15 protein-coding genes and 2 pseudogenes are annotated in these 16974 nt (G+C 63.9%); 8 read left to right on the top strand and 9 right to left on the bottom strand.

The features are described 5' to 3' along the window. The first annotated feature begins 43 nt into the window (after nt 1–43). The 3 genes from NKI88_RS25755 to NKI88_RS25745 are packed head-to-tail and all read left to right on the top strand — an operon-like array spanning nt 44 to nt 3208. Nucleotides 44–1087, top strand: a complete 1044-nt coding sequence (locus NKI88_RS25755) for a class II aldolase/adducin family protein (protein WP_023681852.1) — start codon at nt 44–46, stop codon at nt 1085–1087. Beyond that, nucleotides 1071–2360: an FGGY-family carbohydrate kinase gene (locus NKI88_RS25750; protein ID WP_031196131.1), complete on the top strand. Its 1290-nt coding sequence runs from the start codon at nt 1071–1073 to the stop codon at nt 2358–2360. The genes NKI88_RS25755 and NKI88_RS25750 overlap by 17 nt, the downstream gene beginning before the upstream one ends. Then, entirely contained in the window at nt 2357–3208 is an 852-nt protein-coding gene (locus NKI88_RS25745; protein WP_352658210.1) for a TIGR01459 family HAD-type hydrolase, read from the top strand. Before NKI88_RS25750 ends, NKI88_RS25745 begins: the two co-directional genes overlap by 4 nt. Before the next feature lie 75 nt (nt 3209–3283). Here NKI88_RS25745 and NKI88_RS25740 read toward each other — a convergent pair whose 3' ends face one another. Genes NKI88_RS25740 through NKI88_RS25725 form a run of 4 tightly spaced genes read right to left on the bottom strand, consistent with a single transcriptional unit; the run spans nt 3284 to nt 7217 of the window. Then, a complete protein-coding gene (locus NKI88_RS25740; protein WP_352658207.1) occupies nt 3284–4465 on the bottom strand; it encodes a hypothetical protein in 1182 nt (393 codons plus the stop codon). A 30-nt stretch (nt 4466–4495) separates the two neighbouring features. Further along, entirely contained in the window at nt 4496–5506 is a 1011-nt protein-coding gene (locus tag NKI88_RS25735; protein WP_352658204.1) for a succinylglutamate desuccinylase/aspartoacylase family protein, read from the bottom strand. A gap of 2 nt (nt 5507–5508) precedes the next feature. Then, nucleotides 5509–5853 carry a RidA family protein gene (locus tag NKI88_RS25730; protein ID WP_023686804.1) on the bottom strand — a complete coding sequence of 115 codons (345 nt, stop codon included), beginning with the start codon at nt 5851–5853 and terminating at the stop codon, nt 5509–5511. A 38-nt stretch (nt 5854–5891) separates the two neighbouring features. Continuing rightward, entirely contained in the window at nt 5892–7217 is a 1326-nt protein-coding gene (locus NKI88_RS25725) for an alanine racemase (protein ID WP_352658201.1), read from the bottom strand. Between the two features lie 71 nt (nt 7218–7288). Between NKI88_RS25725 and NKI88_RS25720 the strand changes: the two genes are divergently transcribed. Further along, nucleotides 7289–8230, top strand: coding sequence for an amidohydrolase family protein (locus tag NKI88_RS25720; protein WP_023692366.1), 942 nt, complete (start codon nt 7289–7291; stop codon nt 8228–8230). Here NKI88_RS25720 and NKI88_RS25715 read toward each other — a convergent pair. Genes NKI88_RS25715 through NKI88_RS25700 form a run of 4 tightly spaced genes read right to left on the bottom strand, consistent with a single transcriptional unit; the run spans nt 8204 to nt 12713 of the window. Then, nucleotides 8204–9175, bottom strand: a complete 972-nt coding sequence (locus NKI88_RS25715; RefSeq protein ID WP_023748645.1) for an ABC transporter permease — start codon at nt 9173–9175, stop codon at nt 8204–8206. The two genes, NKI88_RS25720 and NKI88_RS25715, sit on opposite strands and share 27 nt — an antisense overlap. Next, nucleotides 9172–10137 carry an ABC transporter permease gene (locus NKI88_RS25710; protein WP_352658197.1) on the bottom strand — a complete coding sequence of 322 codons (966 nt, stop codon included), beginning with the start codon at nt 10135–10137 and terminating at the stop codon, nt 9172–9174. Before NKI88_RS25710 ends, NKI88_RS25715 begins: the two co-directional genes overlap by 4 nt. Next, nucleotides 10134–11633 (bottom strand): sugar ABC transporter ATP-binding protein, encoded by a 1500-nt coding sequence (locus tag NKI88_RS25705; protein WP_198031631.1) that lies wholly within the window; start codon nt 11631–11633, stop codon nt 10134–10136. Before NKI88_RS25705 ends, NKI88_RS25710 begins: the two co-directional genes overlap by 4 nt. 27 nt (nt 11634–11660) lie before the next feature. Continuing rightward, nucleotides 11661–12713 carry an ABC transporter substrate-binding protein gene (locus tag NKI88_RS25700; RefSeq protein WP_023748647.1) on the bottom strand — a complete coding sequence of 351 codons (1053 nt, stop codon included), beginning with the start codon at nt 12711–12713 and terminating at the stop codon, nt 11661–11663. Between the two features lie 229 nt (nt 12714–12942). On the opposite strand from NKI88_RS25700, the gene NKI88_RS25695 reads away from it, so the two are divergent. Then, nucleotides 12943–13749, top strand: a complete 807-nt coding sequence (locus tag NKI88_RS25695; RefSeq protein ID WP_023723361.1) for an IclR family transcriptional regulator — start codon at nt 12943–12945, stop codon at nt 13747–13749. A gap of 662 nt (nt 13750–14411) precedes the next feature. Here NKI88_RS25695 and NKI88_RS25690 read toward each other — a convergent pair. Then, nucleotides 14412–14756, bottom strand: a complete 345-nt coding sequence (locus NKI88_RS25690) for a hypothetical protein (protein WP_081726829.1) — start codon at nt 14754–14756, stop codon at nt 14412–14414. A 232-nt stretch (nt 14757–14988) separates the two neighbouring features. Between NKI88_RS25690 and NKI88_RS31865 the strand changes: the two genes are divergently transcribed. From NKI88_RS31865 to NKI88_RS25675, 3 genes and pseudogenes are all read left to right on the top strand, one after another. Then, entirely contained in the window at nt 14989–15549 is a 561-nt protein-coding gene (locus NKI88_RS31865) for a hypothetical protein (RefSeq protein ID WP_502909490.1), read from the top strand. 68 nt (nt 15550–15617) lie between these two features. After that, nucleotides 15618–15731: pseudogene (locus NKI88_RS25680) on the top strand (SDR family NAD(P)-dependent oxidoreductase); the annotation flags it as partial. Between the two features lie 187 nt (nt 15732–15918). Then, nucleotides 15919–16041: pseudogene (locus NKI88_RS25675) on the top strand (glutathione-dependent formaldehyde dehydrogenase); the annotation flags it as partial. Nucleotides 16042–16974: the final 933 nt, after the last annotated feature.

Here is a 16974-nt window from a genome sequence, read left to right as displayed (position 1 = left end):
TCCGAAGCTGCGAGGCTGGCGGGGCTGATAGAGGAAATGCGCCATGGCGACCTATGCGGATGCGCAGGAAATGGCTGCCTTGCGGGCGCTTTCGGCCAGCATCGGGCGCAGCCCAAACCTGACCCAGGCCGCCGGCGGCAACACCTCGCTGAAAGCCGGCGACACGCTGTGGATCAAGGCTTCCGGCACATGGCTGAAGGATGCGCTCTCCGAAGACATCATGGTGCCGGTGGCGATGGCGCCGCTGCTCAGGGCTGTCGAACAGCGCGACAGCGCCGCCGACCAGCCGCAAATCTTCGCCATCGAGACGCTCAACGCCCGGCGCCTGCGCCCTTCGATTGAAACCACCGTTCACGCGCTGATGCCGCAGCGCGTCGTCCTGCATGTCCATTGCGTCGAAACCATTTCGCTGGCGGTACAGGCCAATTGCGAGGTGGAAGCCGCCAGACGCCTTGATGGTCTCAAATGGGCGTATGTTCCTTATTTCCGGCCAGGCCTGCCGCTTGCCCAGGGTATTGCCGAGCGGCTTCAGGCTGGGGTCGACGTGCTGATCCTTGCCAATCACGGGCTGGTCGTCGCGGCCGATACCGTCGCCGAGGCCGAAGTGCTGCTGCGCCGCGTCACGCTGCTTCTGGCGCGGCCGGCGCGCCAAGTGGCGGAACCGGATGTTGCGGGATTGGCGGCGCTGGCCGGGAAAACCGGTTACAGGCTGCCGGCGGAAATCGAGGCGCACGCGGTAGCCATCGATCCCGAAAGCCGCCGCATGGCGTCGGGGGGCAGCCTCTACCCCGATCACGTCATCTTTCTGGGTCGGGGGTCGGTGGTGGCAAAGCCCGGTGAGGATGTGCCGCGCGTGATCGAGCGGTGCGGTGCAAAGCCCGTGGCGATCCTGTTTCCCGGGCTGGGCGTGCTGATGCGCGGCGACGCCAGTGCCGGCGCCGACGCCATGCAACGCTGCCTTGCCGACGTGACGGCACGCATCGACATTGCAGCGCGGCTGAACTACCTCACCGCCGCCGAGAACGATGAACTGGTCAACTGGGACGCCGAGAAGTATCGCCAGAAACTCAATGCCGCCAGCCGCTGACACGCCTCTTGCCATAGGCATCGACATCGGCACGTCCGGCGCGCGTGCGGTCGCCATGCGTCCGGATTTTTCCATTGCCGCGCGTTCCGCCGTTTCGCTCGAGTTGTTTGGCCGGAATGCCCGCGACCCTGCCGTGTGGTGGTCAGCGGTCGGCGCAGCGCTGGCGGAACTGCTTTCGGGCATCGACCGAACAGCGGTCCGGTCGATCGCTGTTGACGGCACTTCAGGTACGTTGCTGCCGGTCGACGGCGCCGGGCGGCCGCTGGCCGAGCCGCTGATGTACAACGATACGGTCGCCGACAACGCCATTCTGGTCGCGATCGCTCGCGAAGCCCCAGCGACCAGTGCCGCACTTGGGGCGACGTCCGGTCTCGCCAAGGCGCTCTGGTTCCAGCGCACGCCCGGTGTTGCCGCGGTGCTGCATCAGGCGGACTGGATCGCGGGACAATTCTCCGGTCGCTTCGATGTCAGCGACGAGAACAATGCCTTGAAAACCGGTTACGACATCACGGCCCGCTGCTGGCCGGACTGGATTGCGGCCACCGAAATGCGCATGGAGTTGCTGCCCGGCGTCGTCAGGCCGGGCGATGTCGTTGGCAAGCTAACCGCAGATGCCGCGGATATGTTCGGCTTACCGCGCGAAATCGCCGTCGTCGCCGGAACGACCGATGGCTGCGCCTCGTTCCTGGCGACAGGTGCCGCGGCAATAGGCGACGGCGTCACCGTGCTGGGGTCGTCGTTGACCGTCAAGATCCTGTCCGACCGGCCTATCTCGGCGCCACGCTTCGGCATCTACAGCCATCGGCTTGGAGATGTCTGGCTGGCGGGCGGCGCATCGAACTCCGGCGGCAAGGTGCTGACACAGCATTTCCCTCTGGCGCGCATCGTCGAGCTGAGCATGGCGATCGACCCGATGACCGAGACCGGCCTCGACTACTATCCTCTTGCCACTGCAGGTGAACGCTTTCCGATCGCCGATCCGGCACTGCCGCCGCGTCTTGTGCCGCGACCGGTCGAGGACGCCGACTATCTGAAAGCCATGTTGGAGGGTATCGCCGCGATCGAGGCGCTCGGTTATGACAGGCTCGCCGAGCTCGGCGCGCCGCAGCTGACGTCGGTCAGAAGCGTCGGCGGCGGTGCGGCGAATGCCGCCTGGACGGCGATCCGGCAGCGCAGACTTGGTGTTGATTTCCTGCCGGCACTTTCGGACGAAGCCGCCGCCGGCACAGCGCGGCTGGCGCTGACGGGCGCAAGCGCGGCGGGGCTTCTATGAGCGCGAAAACAGTCGAACACCTCAACGGCGTCAACCAGCTGGCCGAGCGCTATGATGTTTTCCTGCTCGATCAGTTCGGCGTGCTGCATGACGGCACCAGCCCCTATCCAGGGGCGGTGGAAGCACTGTCGGCGCTGAAGCGCGCCGGCAAGACCATTGTGCTGATCTCGAACTCCGGCAAGCGGGCGGGGCCCAACGAGAGCCGGCTGCTAAAGCTCGGCTTCGTACCGGGAAGCTGGGACCATTTTGTTTCTTCCGGCGAGGTCGCGTGGGAGTTCTTCCACGACATGGGGATATCCGGAAGGCTACTTCCAAACACGAAATGCCTGTTGATAAGCCGCGACGATGACCGCTCGGCGATCGAAGGTCTGCCGTTCGCATTGACCAAGGACGGTGACGATGCCGGGCTGGTGCTGATTTCGGCCAGCGAGGGCGACCGCTACGATCTTGAGCACTATCGCCGGCTTCTTGCGCCGGCTGCGGTGCGGCAGGTGCCATGCTTCTGCACCAACCCTGACAAGATCATGCTGACGGCAGTGGGGCCGCGCTTCGGCGCCGGCCGGCTGGCGGATCTCTACGAGGACCTCGGTGGTAGCGTCACGCGTATCGGCAAGCCTTACCCCGCCATATTCGGCGCCGCGCTAGCGGTGGCAGGCAATCCAGACCGCAGCACTGTGGTCTGCGTCGGCGACAGTGTCGAACACGACATCGCAGGCGGACTTGCTGCCGGCGTGGCCACGGTGCTGGTTCTGTCAGGAATATTGGCGGAGACCCCTGACCTGTTCGATCTGTTCGACACGATGGACGCCTACCCGGATTACATCATGGATCGCTTCAGGTTTCGCTGATTTGATTCACCTGGCAGCGCTCGCGCCCGAATCCGGCCTCAACGCCTCGTGGCCGACGAGCATTGGCCGGCTGGCTCAAGACCGCCGAACAGCGCCGATCCAGTCGAGCCGCGCGGCTGGAATGAGGCCGTAATTGTAGAAATTGATGCCGTCAACACCGGGCGCCAGCGCCGGCTTCACCTTGGCCGCCAGGATGTCGGGGCGGGCCATTTCCGGATAGAACAGCCGGTAGCCGGCGCCGAGGAATTTGTCCGCGCCCAGTGCCGCACGGCCGGCCGCCATCAGGCTGGCGACATCGCCGGCCTGCATGTCGTAGGCGCACAGGATCGCCCCGTCGCAGACCTTGCCCAGCGCTGCCAGATCGCAACCGCCAAGCCAGCCGTCTTTCAGATCGATAATAACGACCCGCGTCGTGGGATCGGCTACCTCGCGCAGTTCGGCGACCAGGCTGGTCACTGGCTCGAATCGCCACAAGAGATAGGCATGGAGTTCCGGCCATGGGGCAAAGGCGTCGAGCCCGCAGGCGGGAAAATTGGGAAAGCGCCGCTCAGGCACCGCACGCTCGCAGGTCTCGACGATCCATTGCCTGGTGAGCTTGCTCGCCGCCTCGGCATCGATGCCGGCTTTTGCCGCACGGGAGACGCAGGACGGACAGAAGCACAGAGACAAAAGAAAATCGTCTTCCGGCGTCAGCCCGACACCGTCCTTCTCGTGATGGTATTCATGGGCAAAGCCCATGAAGGACGGGCTTTCAAGTTCTATCCGGTCCGGCCGGTAGCTGTGCGAGATGTCGGCGATCAGCGCGCGGACATAGGCGCGCGCATCGGGATGGGACGGGCAGAGATTGTAGTAATTGGCATCGCCGAAGGCGTTGCGGGTGACGGCCTGCGGATGCAGCATGCCCAGGCGGGTGTTGTGCAGGCAGACCGTCCAGCACGAAACGCCTAGTCCGCCCGCGTCGCGACGGCGGATGAGCTGACCGAGCACGTCGCCGCCCTCGGTGATCACGTCAGCCACCTTGGGCTGGATGGCTAGACTTCCCCAGCGCGCTGCGGTCGGCTTGAAATAGATGGTGCCGTCCTCAGGGAAATAGGCCTTGCGGCGCGGACTGCGCGGCTGCAGGAAGCGCCCGGCATGATAGGATGTCGCCAGGCTGATCATGTTGAGCCCGGCGCGCCCGACAAGATCACGTTCGACCGTCTCCAGGCCGAGATCCTGGATGTCCCAGGGATAGGTCCACATGGACAGTTGCTGCATGGAATATCCTCTGCCTGATCCGGGTTTGGCTCAGCCGTCGACCGGCTCTGCGACCTGCATTAGGCAGTCGCCCGCCTCACACATCGTGTGCAGCCGGCGCGACAGCACCAAGCCGCTTTCGGCGAAATGTAGGGCCTCCTCGGCAACATCGAGCCGCTCGAGATCGTGGTACCAGCCGGCCAATTGTCCTGAAGTGACACTGTCGCCGAGCCTGGCGGCGGGCTCGAACCAGCCGCGGCGGGTGGCATAGAGGCCCTGGCTGTGCCTGGACAGGGACAGCAGCCTTGTCGGCGCCGAATGCTTTTCGCTAGCGCCAAGAACCGGCGCGCCGACCACACCCATTGCTATCATCAGACGGTCGAGTGCGCGGGCCGTGATCGCCATCGAATCGACCGTTGCGGTGCCACCGCCGCCGAACTCACCGCTGACGCCGACGGCGCCGGCGCGGCGCGCTGCGCCCATCGAGGTTGGCGAGGCCTGGCCGTTGTCAGCGATAAAGCCGTAGGGCATGCCGAGCGTGCGCATCAGCTCGACGCCACGCCGGTGGCGCTCGGGATCGGCGTTGCGTTCGACCAGCGCGGTCGGCAGATGCTCCATCGACGTGCCGCCCGAATGGATATCGAAGACGACGTCGTGACGAGGAAACAGCTCCGTCTCAAGGAAATTGGCGAGCCGGCTTGTCGGCGTTCCCGAGGGATCGCCGGGAAACGCCCGGTTGAGATTGCCGCCGTCGAGCGGCGAGCAGCGCTTGGCGGCCATCACCGCAGGGGCGTTGGCCATCGGCATGATGGTGATGCGGCCCTTGATCCGCTTCGGATCGAGCCGGCGCGCCAGTTTTGCCAGCGACAGCTCGCCCTCATATTCGTCGCCGTGATTGCCGGCCATCAAAAGCAGTGACGGGCCGTCGCCATTGCGGATGAGGCAGATCGGCACCTTGACCTGAAAGTAGGGCGAGCGATCGATCGAGAACGGAATGCTTAGATGGCTGAGCGTCTTGCCGTCGCGGTCGAAATCGAGCGTGTGGGCGAGGCCGGTGTGCATGGTCAGACCGCCGCGACCGCGGTGATTTCGATGCGGAGATCAGGGTCGGCAAGCCGCGCCTCGACGCAGGCCCGCGCCGGCAGGCGGGCAGGATCGATCCAGGCATCGTAGATGCTGTTCATGGCCTCGAAATCACCGATCTGCGGCAGGAAGATGTTGACCGCCACCAACTTCGACTTGCTGCTGCCGACCTCGACCAGCAGCGCCTCGACTTTGGCAAGCACGTCGCTGGTCTGGCCTTCGATGCCGGCCTTGCGATCGTTGGCCACTTGGCCGGCTATGTGAACGAGGCCGCCATAGACGACTGCCTGCGACATGCGCGAGCCGGACTGAAAATACTTGATCATATCGGATCCTTTCGAGGTTCTCTTTTTGGGGGATCTGGTCAGCCGAACCAGGTGGGGAAAGCGTGGCGGACGTGGCCGGTCGCGTCGACGCCGAAGATCACGCGATAACGGTCGAGGCAGGTGCAGGGATGCGAGATGCCGAATTCGACGACGTCGCCGACGGCCACGTCGTCGCTCGGTGCAATCGACAGGAAGGAATGCTGGTCGTTGAGCTTGACCACCTCGGCGCGCGCCGCCGGCATCGGCAGCGGCTTGCAGGCACGAAAGACGGTGAGCGGCGTTGGAAAGCCCTGGTCGAACGACACGTCGCGCATGCCCATGCCGCAGATGACAAGGCCCGGCTCCGGACGCGACAGCACTTCGGCCCAAAGGCGTAGCGCAGGGCGAAAGGAATGCCGCGCCGAAGCGCTGATGCCGCCTATGGCAAAACCTTTGCGGGCATCGAGGGCGCCGAGCGAACGGTCATAGGTGCCGTGGTCGTGGAAGAAGATGGCGCCGCTGCGCAGCACCAGCGTTGCGTTGCCGTCGCTGGAAACGAGGGGTGCAAGCGCCGCGACCACCTGGTCGAAGAAGGCGGAGCCGCCGGCTGTGACGATCAGCGGTGCGTCGCCGCCGACGCGGGCACGCAGCCGCAGGAACATGTCGGCGGTCATTGCCAGCAGGCCGGATATCACCTCATCGGTGCGACCGGGCTCGGGTTGCGCCGCCGCCCCTTCATAGGTCGCAACGCCGGCGATCAGCAGCCGCCCGCCGGCAGCCGTGATCGCATCGGCGATGGCCTCGGCTTGCGCGGTGGGGCGGGCGCCCGCCCTGCCCGCACCAAGTTCGACCAGCACGCGCAGCGGCGGCAGCGCCGCATTGGCGCGCCAAGCCTCGGCAAGCGCGTTCACGGCGTCGACCGAGTCGGCAAAGACATAGAGCTCGGCATCCGGCCAGGCACCAGCAAGCACGGCCAGCCGGTTGGCGCCGCCGGCTCCTCCAACCTCATTGGCGATGATCAGCCGTGTCAAGCCGGCCTTCAGCATCACTGTCGCTTGCCTGATGTCGGCGACCGTCGTGCCCCATGCGCCGGCCTCGACCAGCGACCGGGTAAGATCGGGCGCCATCGGCGTCTTGGCATGCGGAGCGATCGCAACATTGTGTTTGCGCGCATAGCGCAGGAACAGGTCGCGATTGGCGGAGAAGGCCGCCTCGTCGAGGGTCAGCACCGGAAGCGCCATGCGTCCATCGGCCGGATGCCAGTGCTCGGCCGCGACAAGGCTGCTGTCCAGCCCGGTTGTGCCGGGAGGCACGCCGCGGATGCGGTCGTCGAGCCGAAAATTTTCGCGCACCGAAAGGGCTGGAACCGGTGAGTTTTCAGTCATGCGATGCTAACCCTTTTACCGTCGCAGAACGAAGCCAGGATCGATCGCCGGTCACAGCCTGAGAGAGATACGTGCCAGAACCTTACGCCGGACCGATCATCGACGCCCATCATCATCTTTGGGATCTCAGACTGGGACGGCATCCCTGGCTCGCCGCCACGGCCAGCGAGCGCGGCGGCCTCGGCGAGCTTGGCCCCTTGCGGCGGAACTATCTGCCCGGGGATTATGCGCGCGATGCCATAGGGCATAATGTCGTCGCCACCGTCCATGTCGAAGCCGGCTGGGCGAGTGGCGACTGCATCGGAGAAACGCGCTGGCTTGAAACACTCGACAAATCGCGCGGCGTCGCCGCCCGCTATGTCGTTCACGTGCCGCTCGCCGATCGCCAGGCGCCGGCGCTGATCGAAGCGCAAGCCGCGTTCGAGCGTGTCGCCGGCGTGCGCGACATATTGAGCTGGGATCCCGACCCTGCCCGCCGTTTTGCGGCCCGTGACGGCATCATGGACGATCCGGCCTGGCGCGCCGGGCTTGCCTTGCTTGGCCAGCATCGGCTGGCCTTCGACATGATGGTGTTTCCGCGCCAGCTCGCCGACGCGGGGCTGCTTGCCAGGGCCTTCCCCGATCAGCAATTCGTGCTCAACCATTGCGGTAGCCCGATCGACCGCGACGCCGATGGCATGCAGGTGTGGCGCGACGGGCTGCGGCTTCTGTCGCAATGCGACAACGTCGCCATCAAAATATCGGATCTGGTCGCCTACGATCATGACTGGACGCTCGACAGCCTGAAGCCCGTCGTCCTGCATTGCATCGATTGTTTCGGCACCGGTCGCGCCATGTTCGGCAGCGACTTTCCGGTCGCCGGCCTGCATGCCTCGTTCGATGACATATATGACGGCTTCAAAACCATCACAGCGGACTTTTCCGCCGACGAGCAGACGGCGCTGTTCTTCGGCAACGCAAGGCGCATCTATCGGCTCGACGATGTGTCATCGGCGCGCCTGCTCCCGGCCTGAGAGCAGCAGCAGGCCGAGGATCAGCGAGCCGAACAGGATGCTGCGCCAGCCGGGCGATGCGTTGACGACGGTGATCAGCGCGGTGATGGTGACCAGCAGGATGGCGCCGGGGATGGTGCCGGCATAGGTGCCAAGCCCGCCGAGGATCGAGGTGCCACCGAGGACCACGGCGGCAATCGAGGCGAGCAGATAGGGATCGCCGATGCCGACATAGCCCTGTCCGTTCATGCCCAACACGAGCACGCCGGCAAGTCCCGAGCAGAAGCCGCTGATGCCGTAGACCGCAAGCGTCGTGGACGTGACCGGAACACCGGACAATGCCGCGGCAAGTGGGTTGGCGCCCATGGCGAAAATCCGGGCGCCGAGCGATGTCGCATGCATCGTGGTCAGCACGATCACCGAGACGACCACCCACAACAATACGCCAGCGGGAATGCCGGCCGGCCGGCCATTGCCGAGCCAGTGGACCAGCGGGTTCTCGGCGGTCACGGCGCTGCCGCCGGCGATGATGATCAACAGACCCTGCAAGAATGTCGCCATGGCCAATGTCATGATCATCGGGTGGACGCGCAGCAAAGCGACGCCGAGCCCGTTGACCAGGCCGATTGCCGTGGTCAGCACCAGAACGGCAAGAATGGCGGTGATGCCGGTCGGATCCACCTGCCACGACAGCAGCGGCAGGCTGACGGCGCTGACCGTGACGATGGCCGCGACGGAAAGGTCGATGCCGCCGGCGATCACCACAAAAGTCTGGCCCGCGGCAACCAGGCCGATGACGGCGCCGAGCTCCACCAGATAGCGCAGATGGCCATAAGCGCCGAAGCCGCGCGAAACGAAGCTCGCCACGATCCAGACCGCGGCAACGATGGCAACGGTGAGAAACGGCCGGCTGCGCAGGACCGTCAGGGCGCGTTTGCCGCCCGCGCTGTCATTCCATGCTGTCATTGCTGTGCCTTGCGGAATTGCGGGATGGCGACCGCGCCGATGATGATCAGGCCCTGGGCCACATATTGTGCGACCGGCGTGAAGCCGAGGAAGAACATGACGCTGATCATCAGGCTGAGCAGCAGGCTGCCGGCAAGCGCGCCGCGCATCGTGCCCTGGCCGCCGAGGAAGCCGATGCCGCCGAGCACCGCAGCGGCAATCGAGTTCAGGGTAAAGGCGGCGCCGATGACCGGGTCGCCCGAACCGGTCTGTGCGGCGACGAACAAGCCGGCGCCAGTGGAGAGCAGACCGCTGATCGCATAGGCCGCAATGCGCGCGCCGTCGACCGGCACGCCGGAGCGATAGGCGCCGACCGGATTCTCGCCGGCGGCATAGAGGCTCAAGCCAAGCGGCGTGGCGAGATAGAGCTTCCACAGGAGAATGATGACCACCATCAGCACGAATGCCGCCGGTGTGTTGCCGGCAAGCAGGTCGGACAGCCACGCCGGGATTGCGCCGCCGGGCCGCGGCAGGATCAGCAGTGCGGCGCCGCCGATGATGAACGACCCGGCAAGCGTCACCACGATCGCCGGCAGGCGAAGCCGTACCACGATGAAGCCGGTCGCCGCCCCGATGCCGAGGCCCGTCAGCGCCACTGCGGCAGTGCCCCCGGCGACGCCCAGCGGCCCGGCCATCGTCGTCGCGGCGATGACCGCGCCCAAGCTGACCGTCGCGCCGATGGCCAGGCTGATGCCGCCGGTGAGCATCAGGATCGCCTGCGCCATCGCGACCAGAGCCAATGGAAACCAGCTCTGCGTGAATTTGGCGAAGCCGGACGCCGTGAACAGACCCGGAAAGAGGACGCCATAGGCGATGAGAAACACCAGGACGACGGCAAACAGGCTGCGCACGCCGACATTGCGACGCATCTGCACCGGCCAGTAGAGCGCATCGGTCTGCCGGGCGGAGGAAGATGTGTTCATGCCGCAACCTTCCGCTGTTCGGCGCCCATCGCCGCGGAGACGATGGCTTCCTCGCTCAGCGCTCCACGCGCCAGCATGGCGACGATGCGGCCTTCGCGGACGATGGCTACACGGTCGCAAAGGTGCACGAGTTCGGGCGTGTCGGAACTGAGCAGCACGACCGCCTTGCCGGCGGCGGCGAAATTGCGAAGCATCATGTAGATCTCACGTTTTGTTTCGACGTCGACGCCGCGCGTCGGATCGTTGAGCAGAAGCACCAGCGGGTCGTGCGGCATCCATTTCGCCAGCGCCACCTTCTGCTGGTTGCCGCCCGATAGAGCCTGCGCCGCCCGGCCGAGGTGACCCTTGATGCCGAGTTGGGCGGCAAGGCTTTTGGCCGTCTCGCCCTCTGCGCGGCGGCTGCGCAGCTTCAGCGCCGGCAGCCTGGCAAAGGCGGGCAGCATCATGTTGGTGATGATGGGATGGATCAGGTGCAGGCCCTCGCGCTTGCGATCCGCGGGCACATAGGCCAGCCCCAGCGCGTTGGCTTTCGGCACGCCGCCGGGCAGGCCGGAGGCGCCGTTGACGGTCGCCGACGCCGTCCGTGCCGGAATGGCGCCGTAGAGACCGAGCAGCAGATCTTCCTGCCCTTGCCCGACCAGGCCGCCAATGCCAAGCACTTCGCCCGTTTTGATATCAAGATCGACGTCGCGCATCAGGCCGGCCGAAAGATTTCGGACAGAGATAGCGTCGGCAGGCAAACTGGAAGGCTGCCATTGCGGAAAAAGATCACCGGGATCGCGGCCGACCATCAGCCGAACCAACCCGGCGGCGTCGGTGCCTTCCAGGGTGCGGTCGGCCGTGCAGGTGCCGTCCTTCAGAACGGTGACGTGCTGGCACAGCGCCATGACTTCGTTCAGTCGGTGCGAGATGTAGAGAATGGCGATGCCTTCGCCGCGCAACCGCTGCAGCAGATCGGTGAGAATTTTGGTTTCGGTTGCCGATAGCGACGATGTCGGTTCGTCGAGAATGAGCACGCGCGGCCGGCGGTAGAGCGCCTTGGCGATCTCCACCATTTGGCGGCGGCCGAGCGACAGATGCCCGACCGGCGTCGACAGCGGCTCGTGCAGCCCGACAAGTTCGCATGCGGTCCTCGCCCGCGCAGCGAGTTCGCGGTAGTCGATCAGGCCGAACCGTTTGGGATAGGCGCCGAGACCAATATTTTCGGCGATGGAAAGACTGGCCGTCAGGCTGAGTTCCTGCTGGACGACGGCGATGCCGGCCTGCCGCGCAACAGCCGGCGTCATGCGTGAGACCGCGCGTCCATCGACCTCGATCGTCCCGCCATCCGGTCTCAAGGCGCCGGACAAAAGGTTGATCAAGGTCGACTTCCCGGCGCCGTTCTCGCCGAGCAGCGCATGCACGCGGCCCGGCTGGAGAGCGATTGAAACGTCGCGCAGGACGGGGTTGCCGAAGAAAGACTTCGACACACCCCGCGCCGCGAGCAGCGGAGCCATGGTTGTCAACGCTACAACCCTTCAGGCTTATTTCTGAGCCAGCAGCTTCTTGAACAGCTCCTCATCGTAAGGAGAAAAGATGTAGCCGTCAGCCGGGAAGTCCTTGGCCCGGGCGAGGTATTCGTCGATGTTGGAATTGTCGATTACCGGCAGCGGAATCTTGACGAAAGCCGGCACATCCTTGCCTTCCAGCGCCTGGACGGCAGTGTAGGTGGCGAAGGCGCCGAGCCAGTTCGGCTGCATCGTCGCCCAGCTCTTCAAGCCCTTTTCTTTCCAGAGTTCCAAAAACTGCCGGGCGTTCTCACCGGTGATCGGCACCTGTTCACGGCCCTGCTTGTCGAGGGCCAGCACGGCGCCTGCCGACAGAGCGCCGCCGAGCGACAGGATGCCGTCGATCTCGGGGTTGGCGAAGAGGAGGCTGGTGACGGCTTCCTGTGCCGGCGCGACGTTGTAGGGCGTGTTGGTCTCGGCAAGCACCGTCACGTCGGGATGGGCCTTGAGCTCAGCGTCGGCGCCTTTGCGCCTGTCATCGCTGACCGAAACCCCGGCGGGGCCATTGAGGATCAGGATCTTGCCCTTGCCGCCGATGGCGTCGATCAGGAACTTGGCGGCCTGGTCGCCCCATTGCGAAGAATCGGTGTTGACCTTGGCGGTGACCTTGTCGGTGTCGACGAGGCTGTCGAAGTTGATGATGGCGATGCCCTTGGCGCAGGCGTCGGCCAGAACGCGTGCCGGTGCGGTCGACGAACCGGCGATCAGGATGATGGCGTCGACATCGGAATCGATCATCGACTGAATCTGCTGGATCTGGACGTTGGCATCGCCCTGAGCGTCGGTGACGACGAGCTTGTCGACCAGTCCCTGCTTCTTCAGGGTCTCGACTTCGGCTTCGATCGTGCCTTGGGTCTGCTTCATCCAGGTCGGCACGGAATAGATGTTGGCCCAGCCGATCGTGTACGGCGCCTTGCGGTCGCCCTTGATGCAGTTGGCGGCGGCATTGGCCTGCGAGGCGACGCCAAAGCTCAGCACGAGACCGAGGCAAAGCGCGCTGGCGGATGCGAAAAACGGTGATTTCATCATGACTGTTCCCTTCAGAGGTTGTGGCCTCGACGTGCAGAACAAGGGCGAGGAAACCCGTCGGTCGCCGGGTCTTGGAAACCGTGTGTCCTCTCGGGATTTGTCTGCGTCAGGCTCGTTAGTTTGTCTGGTATTTCAGACAATGTGTCTGTATATCGGACAAATTGGATGCTAGACCGAGCCTTGACATCTTTCAAGCGCCTTGAGACGAGAACCGAAATGATTTTGGCGGATGGTCATGAGCGACGGCACTAACGATGCGATCGGGAAGGAAGCCGGCGCGGAGCCGCGCAACGGCGAACGACGACGCGGCATTGACCGCGTCATCATGCTGCTCGAGGCGTTGCTGCGGCACCGCGCGCCAATGCGCGTCGGCGACATCGCCAAAATGATCGGCGCGCCGCGTTCGACCACCTACGAGATCGTCAACAGCCTGCTCGACGCCGAAATGCTCGAAAACGTCGGCGGTGAAGGTTACGTCTATTTCGGACGCGCCATGCATCTGTTCGGCTGGGCCTACTCACATCACAATGCCCATTACCGTCGCATCATCGAGACCTTGGATAAGTTGGCCGCCGAGACAGGCGAGACGGTCCAGCTATGCGGCCTGCGTGGCAACAAATACGTCGTTCTTGACTGCAGAGATTCCCCAGGCCCGTTCCGGATCTCAAGCGATGTTGGGGTTGAGGTGCCGATCCCATGGACGGCATCCGGACGGCTGCTCCTCGGCCATATGAACGAGCAAGAGTTGAGGGATTTCATCCCATCTGGCGACTACAGGCTTCCCGACGGCCGCATCATTGCACCAGCCGAATTCTTTGCCGATGTTGCCTTGGCCCACCGGCAGGGTTTCAGCGAGACCACAGCCTTGGCCGACCGTTTCACCTGGTGCATGGCGGCCCCCATCCGTGACGGCCACGGCGCCATCAAAAGGACCTTGTGTTTGGTGTTACCCGTCGACACGCCGGAGCCACGGCGCGACGAACTGCTTGCGTTGCTGCGCGAGCGCGCCCGTGGACTGTCTCTGGCGGGAGGCTGACGATCAGCCGTCGTGCCCTCAGGTTGAAGCCTCTTAAAGGCACATGGATTCCGCTCTTCCCCATTGGTTCCATTTAGGTTCCGGACCTTAGTCCCATAGTCGGTGGATAAGGTCCGAACCAGGGAACACGCAACCGGAAGCCACATTAGGAGAAGACCGTCGATCAAAGTCCCTTCATCGCCGGTTGAGGATCCCGCCGCTCTTACTGTCGAGAGCGCGGCGGGATCCTTACGCGCGGAGCGAGCACATGAGATTTGTCGAGATTTTCACAGATGTGCTTACGGCCCTGCTTCTCGCTTTATTCGTGTGCGGGATATTCGCTGTTTTCGGAGGCCATCTGGTTCCTCCACGCTACGCAAAGATGGTGTTGCTGCCGGACCTCGATAGGATGACGACTGCATCATCTACACCCAGCTTGCCCGATTCCATCGACTTGCAAGTTCAAAAGCGCCCAGAGGTGCAAAGGTCTGCCGGCGTGACACAGCGCGCAGTCGGTCTGGAGCCGCCAGTGCCATCCAGCAAGCGGTAAGAATCAGCGGAGGTTTCCCCAGCTATCAGAGAGCGCCGGCGATTATTGACAGACCCGGCTCTTGAAATTGGCTGAAATCGCCGCTCCACATTTCCGCATCTGTTTGAATTGTGTTTATCAACTAGTGCGAACGCTATGGCGAAGCAGGTTGAGTTGGCGGCGTTCCTGGCTGATCCCCGCCAGTGCTTGATCGCGGCGTGGGATCCTTGTCGAGCTTGGGATTTCGGTCCACCGGTTCGCCATTCACATCATCGGCCTTGGAGTTTGCGGGGTCCGTTTGGCCAGGATTTGGGCTGTAAGTATCTGGCGATGGAACCCGGCTGTTTTGTTGTGTCGCCGGTGTCTTAGCCTGCTCGCCATAGATTTCAGCGATCCCCCAGGCAACGAGCGCCAAGACAAGGCCGGCCAAGAGCACGCCAAGGACCGGTCGCCCCAAGCCACCCTGCCTGGCCCGCTTTTCCGGAATGTTTCTGCTCATGATCGCAACCTTGGGCTAAGAGGAGTGGCCCGCGCTCCAGGAGCGAAGACGCGAGACGGTCAAGAGTTCCGGACGTTGGCCATGCGGCGAACAGGGAACTCGCTGCACATACCGAACTCGCTGGCGCTGTTGATGTTCCCACGGAATACAAACAGCGCGCCGCCTGGAGCCGGACTGGCAATTTGGGTTGGAGTGGCTGGAACGAGCCAGCTCAAGGTCAACGAGCGGCGGTGTGCGTAAGCAGGCATTGCGAGCCAGACTGGAACTTTGCCGAATCTGCCGCGCTGCCGACCATGGCCGATTACAACGAGACCACCAATCCGGTGCTGACTGGTTGCAAGGCCCGCGTTGCCACCAGGGACATCTGTTTGAAGGCTATCTGAAATTTGCTCCTGGTTGTTGGCGATTCCGCCCGATGGAACATCCTGATCCGCTCGCGGTTGGGGAAGCCCGGGCCAGCGGCAGGAGCATCATCATGAACGTCGAACGTAACCCGGCCGAAGACAGAGGCGATATTCAGTCTGGGGTGACAGAGGACAAGACGCCGGGATTCGACCCGGCGGCGGCGCCTATGGAAACCGATGCCGAAGCGGCAGACACCGGCGCCGTGCCGGTTCCCGCAGCGACGGGCACGCCGGCTTTCGCTAATCAAGCAAGCTTCGCCAATGCAATGCGGCGGCCGGACGACGAGCGCGCTCCGGCCCCGAGTAAAAACGGCCCGGTGCTGGCCATTGTCGCGCTTGTCGTCGTTGCCGCCGTCGTGTTCGTTGTCGCCGCGATGCTGGCGCGATAGCAGATCCTGCGCTTGCGCCAAACCTCTGCCCTGCGAAGCGATCAGGGATGCGGTCGTGGCAGCAGGCGATCAGCGGCTGGAAAAACAAGCTGCAGGTTGCAGCGGCGCATGGAACGCCGGCCGGCACCCTGGCCGAGCAGCATTGCGGCATGGCCGAACCCGGCTCGGCCGCCAAGGGTTGAGGCCGGATGCTCGTTCGAAGCGGGAACATTTCACATCAAGCCAAGTTCGGGCTTGCAGAGCTTGTCGTCAAGGAACAGCACATGCAGGCCCTCACATGGCACGGCAAAGGCGACATACGCTGCGATCAGGTGGCCGATCCGACGATCCAGGATGAACGCGACATCGCTGCAGAAAGTTCACAACAGCGATATCGACCCGTCATTCGTGATCACCCATCCGGCTGGCCTCGAGGCCGGGCCCGAGCTTTACAAAACCTTCCGCGACAAGGAGGACGGCTGCATCAAAGTGGTGATGCGCCCGCACGGCTGACCGTTCTATCCAATGGCCCGACTTTGTTGTCCGGCCGTCTGCATGCTGAAAAGGCGAGAGTTGAAAATGGCCAAGGATAAACCCGCATCGACAAACCCGGCCGCCACACCCCCGGTCAGGTCGCCTGACGCCGCCGGCCTGCCACATCCCCGTCGCGATGCTGAAGACAGCGATTCCGGCGCCAAGCCGACGGCACCCAAGACCGCTGGCGCCCAGCAAGCGTCCAGATGGCCGCTCGACAGCCGTATTGCAAATCGCAATGCCGGCCGTCCTCGTCAGGCAGGCACGACGCCTCGGCCGACCGACGAACCGCTGGAGTAAGATGAAACCTAAGCTGCGGCGCGGGTATCCGCACCGCGGTGTGTGCAGTCAGGCTCTTCCTGCCCTGCCGACTGCGCATACAGGTCTTGATCTCTCGTGGATCGTCGGGATCGGCAATCAAGACTTTAGCGGGAAATTCGATGTACCGTTGGCTGGGATCGGCTTCGGCTATATGCTGTTGTTCTTACGATCTTTTCCTGCTGTCGACGGCCGATTTGTATCACAATAGGAACCACAACGCGTAACACATTTTCTGCTGCTTCGTGGTACATAACCACACGCGGTTGAAGCCGGCGCTACGATGCCGCTTCTCGGCGCTTTCATCAATTGATCTGCCAAGTCGCTGGCGGCGATCGGATCGTCTGGCGCCGCAATGGGGAATTGCTCGGCAACCCACCTGTCCAAAAACTTCAGTCCGGGAACACTCAACCCGTCAATCCCGCGTAGTGATGGCATCGAGTATCTTACTACCCACGCAGCTTGGCGTGTCCACGAACCTCCTGGCCACCGGCGCGACGCAATGACTCGGTTGTGTGCGTCAAGTTCTGCAAAATGGGGCGGCCATGATGCTGGTCATGCGGCTTGGCGCAGAGCGAGCTTCTTGTGCTCGCG

This window comes from Mesorhizobium sp. M0317, from assembly GCF_040321555.1.
Taxonomy (GTDB): domain Bacteria; phylum Pseudomonadota; class Alphaproteobacteria; order Rhizobiales; family Rhizobiaceae; genus Mesorhizobium.
This window is presented reverse-complemented; position numbering and strand designations above follow the sequence as displayed.

Excerpts from the sequence above, each read along its gene's own strand:
- NKI88_RS25755 (WP_023681852.1), top strand. The coding sequence starts at position 44 with ATGGCGACCTATGCGGATGCGCAGGAAATGGCTGCCTTGCGGGCGCTT.
- NKI88_RS25735 (WP_352658204.1), bottom strand. The coding sequence starts at position 5,506 with ATGCACACCGGCCTCGCCCACACGCTCGATTTCGACCGCGACGGCAAG.
- NKI88_RS25700 (WP_023748647.1), bottom strand. The coding sequence starts at position 12,713 with ATGATGAAATCACCGTTTTTCGCATCCGCCAGCGCGCTTTGCCTCGGT.
- NKI88_RS25745 (WP_352658210.1), top strand. The coding sequence starts at position 2,357 with ATGAGCGCGAAAACAGTCGAACACCTCAACGGCGTCAACCAGCTGGCC.
- NKI88_RS25725 (WP_352658201.1), bottom strand. The coding sequence starts at position 7,217 with ATGACTGAAAACTCACCGGTTCCAGCCCTTTCGGTGCGCGAAAATTTT.
- NKI88_RS25730 (WP_023686804.1), bottom strand. The coding sequence starts at position 5,853 with ATGATCAAGTATTTTCAGTCCGGCTCGCGCATGTCGCAGGCAGTCGTC.
- NKI88_RS25740 (WP_352658207.1), bottom strand. The coding sequence starts at position 4,465 with ATGCAGCAACTGTCCATGTGGACCTATCCCTGGGACATCCAGGATCTC.
- NKI88_RS25715 (WP_023748645.1), bottom strand. The coding sequence starts at position 9,175 with ATGACAGCATGGAATGACAGCGCGGGCGGCAAACGCGCCCTGACGGTC.
- NKI88_RS25695 (WP_023723361.1), top strand. The coding sequence starts at position 12,943 with ATGGTCATGAGCGACGGCACTAACGATGCGATCGGGAAGGAAGCCGGC.
- NKI88_RS25705 (WP_198031631.1), bottom strand. The coding sequence starts at position 11,633 with ATGGCTCCGCTGCTCGCGGCGCGGGGTGTGTCGAAGTCTTTCTTCGGC.
- NKI88_RS25710 (WP_352658197.1), bottom strand. The coding sequence starts at position 10,137 with ATGAACACATCTTCCTCCGCCCGGCAGACCGATGCGCTCTACTGGCCG.
- NKI88_RS25690 (WP_081726829.1), bottom strand. The coding sequence starts at position 14,756 with ATGAGCAGAAACATTCCGGAAAAGCGGGCCAGGCAGGGTGGCTTGGGG.
- NKI88_RS25750 (WP_031196131.1), top strand. The coding sequence starts at position 1,071 with ATGCCGCCAGCCGCTGACACGCCTCTTGCCATAGGCATCGACATCGGC.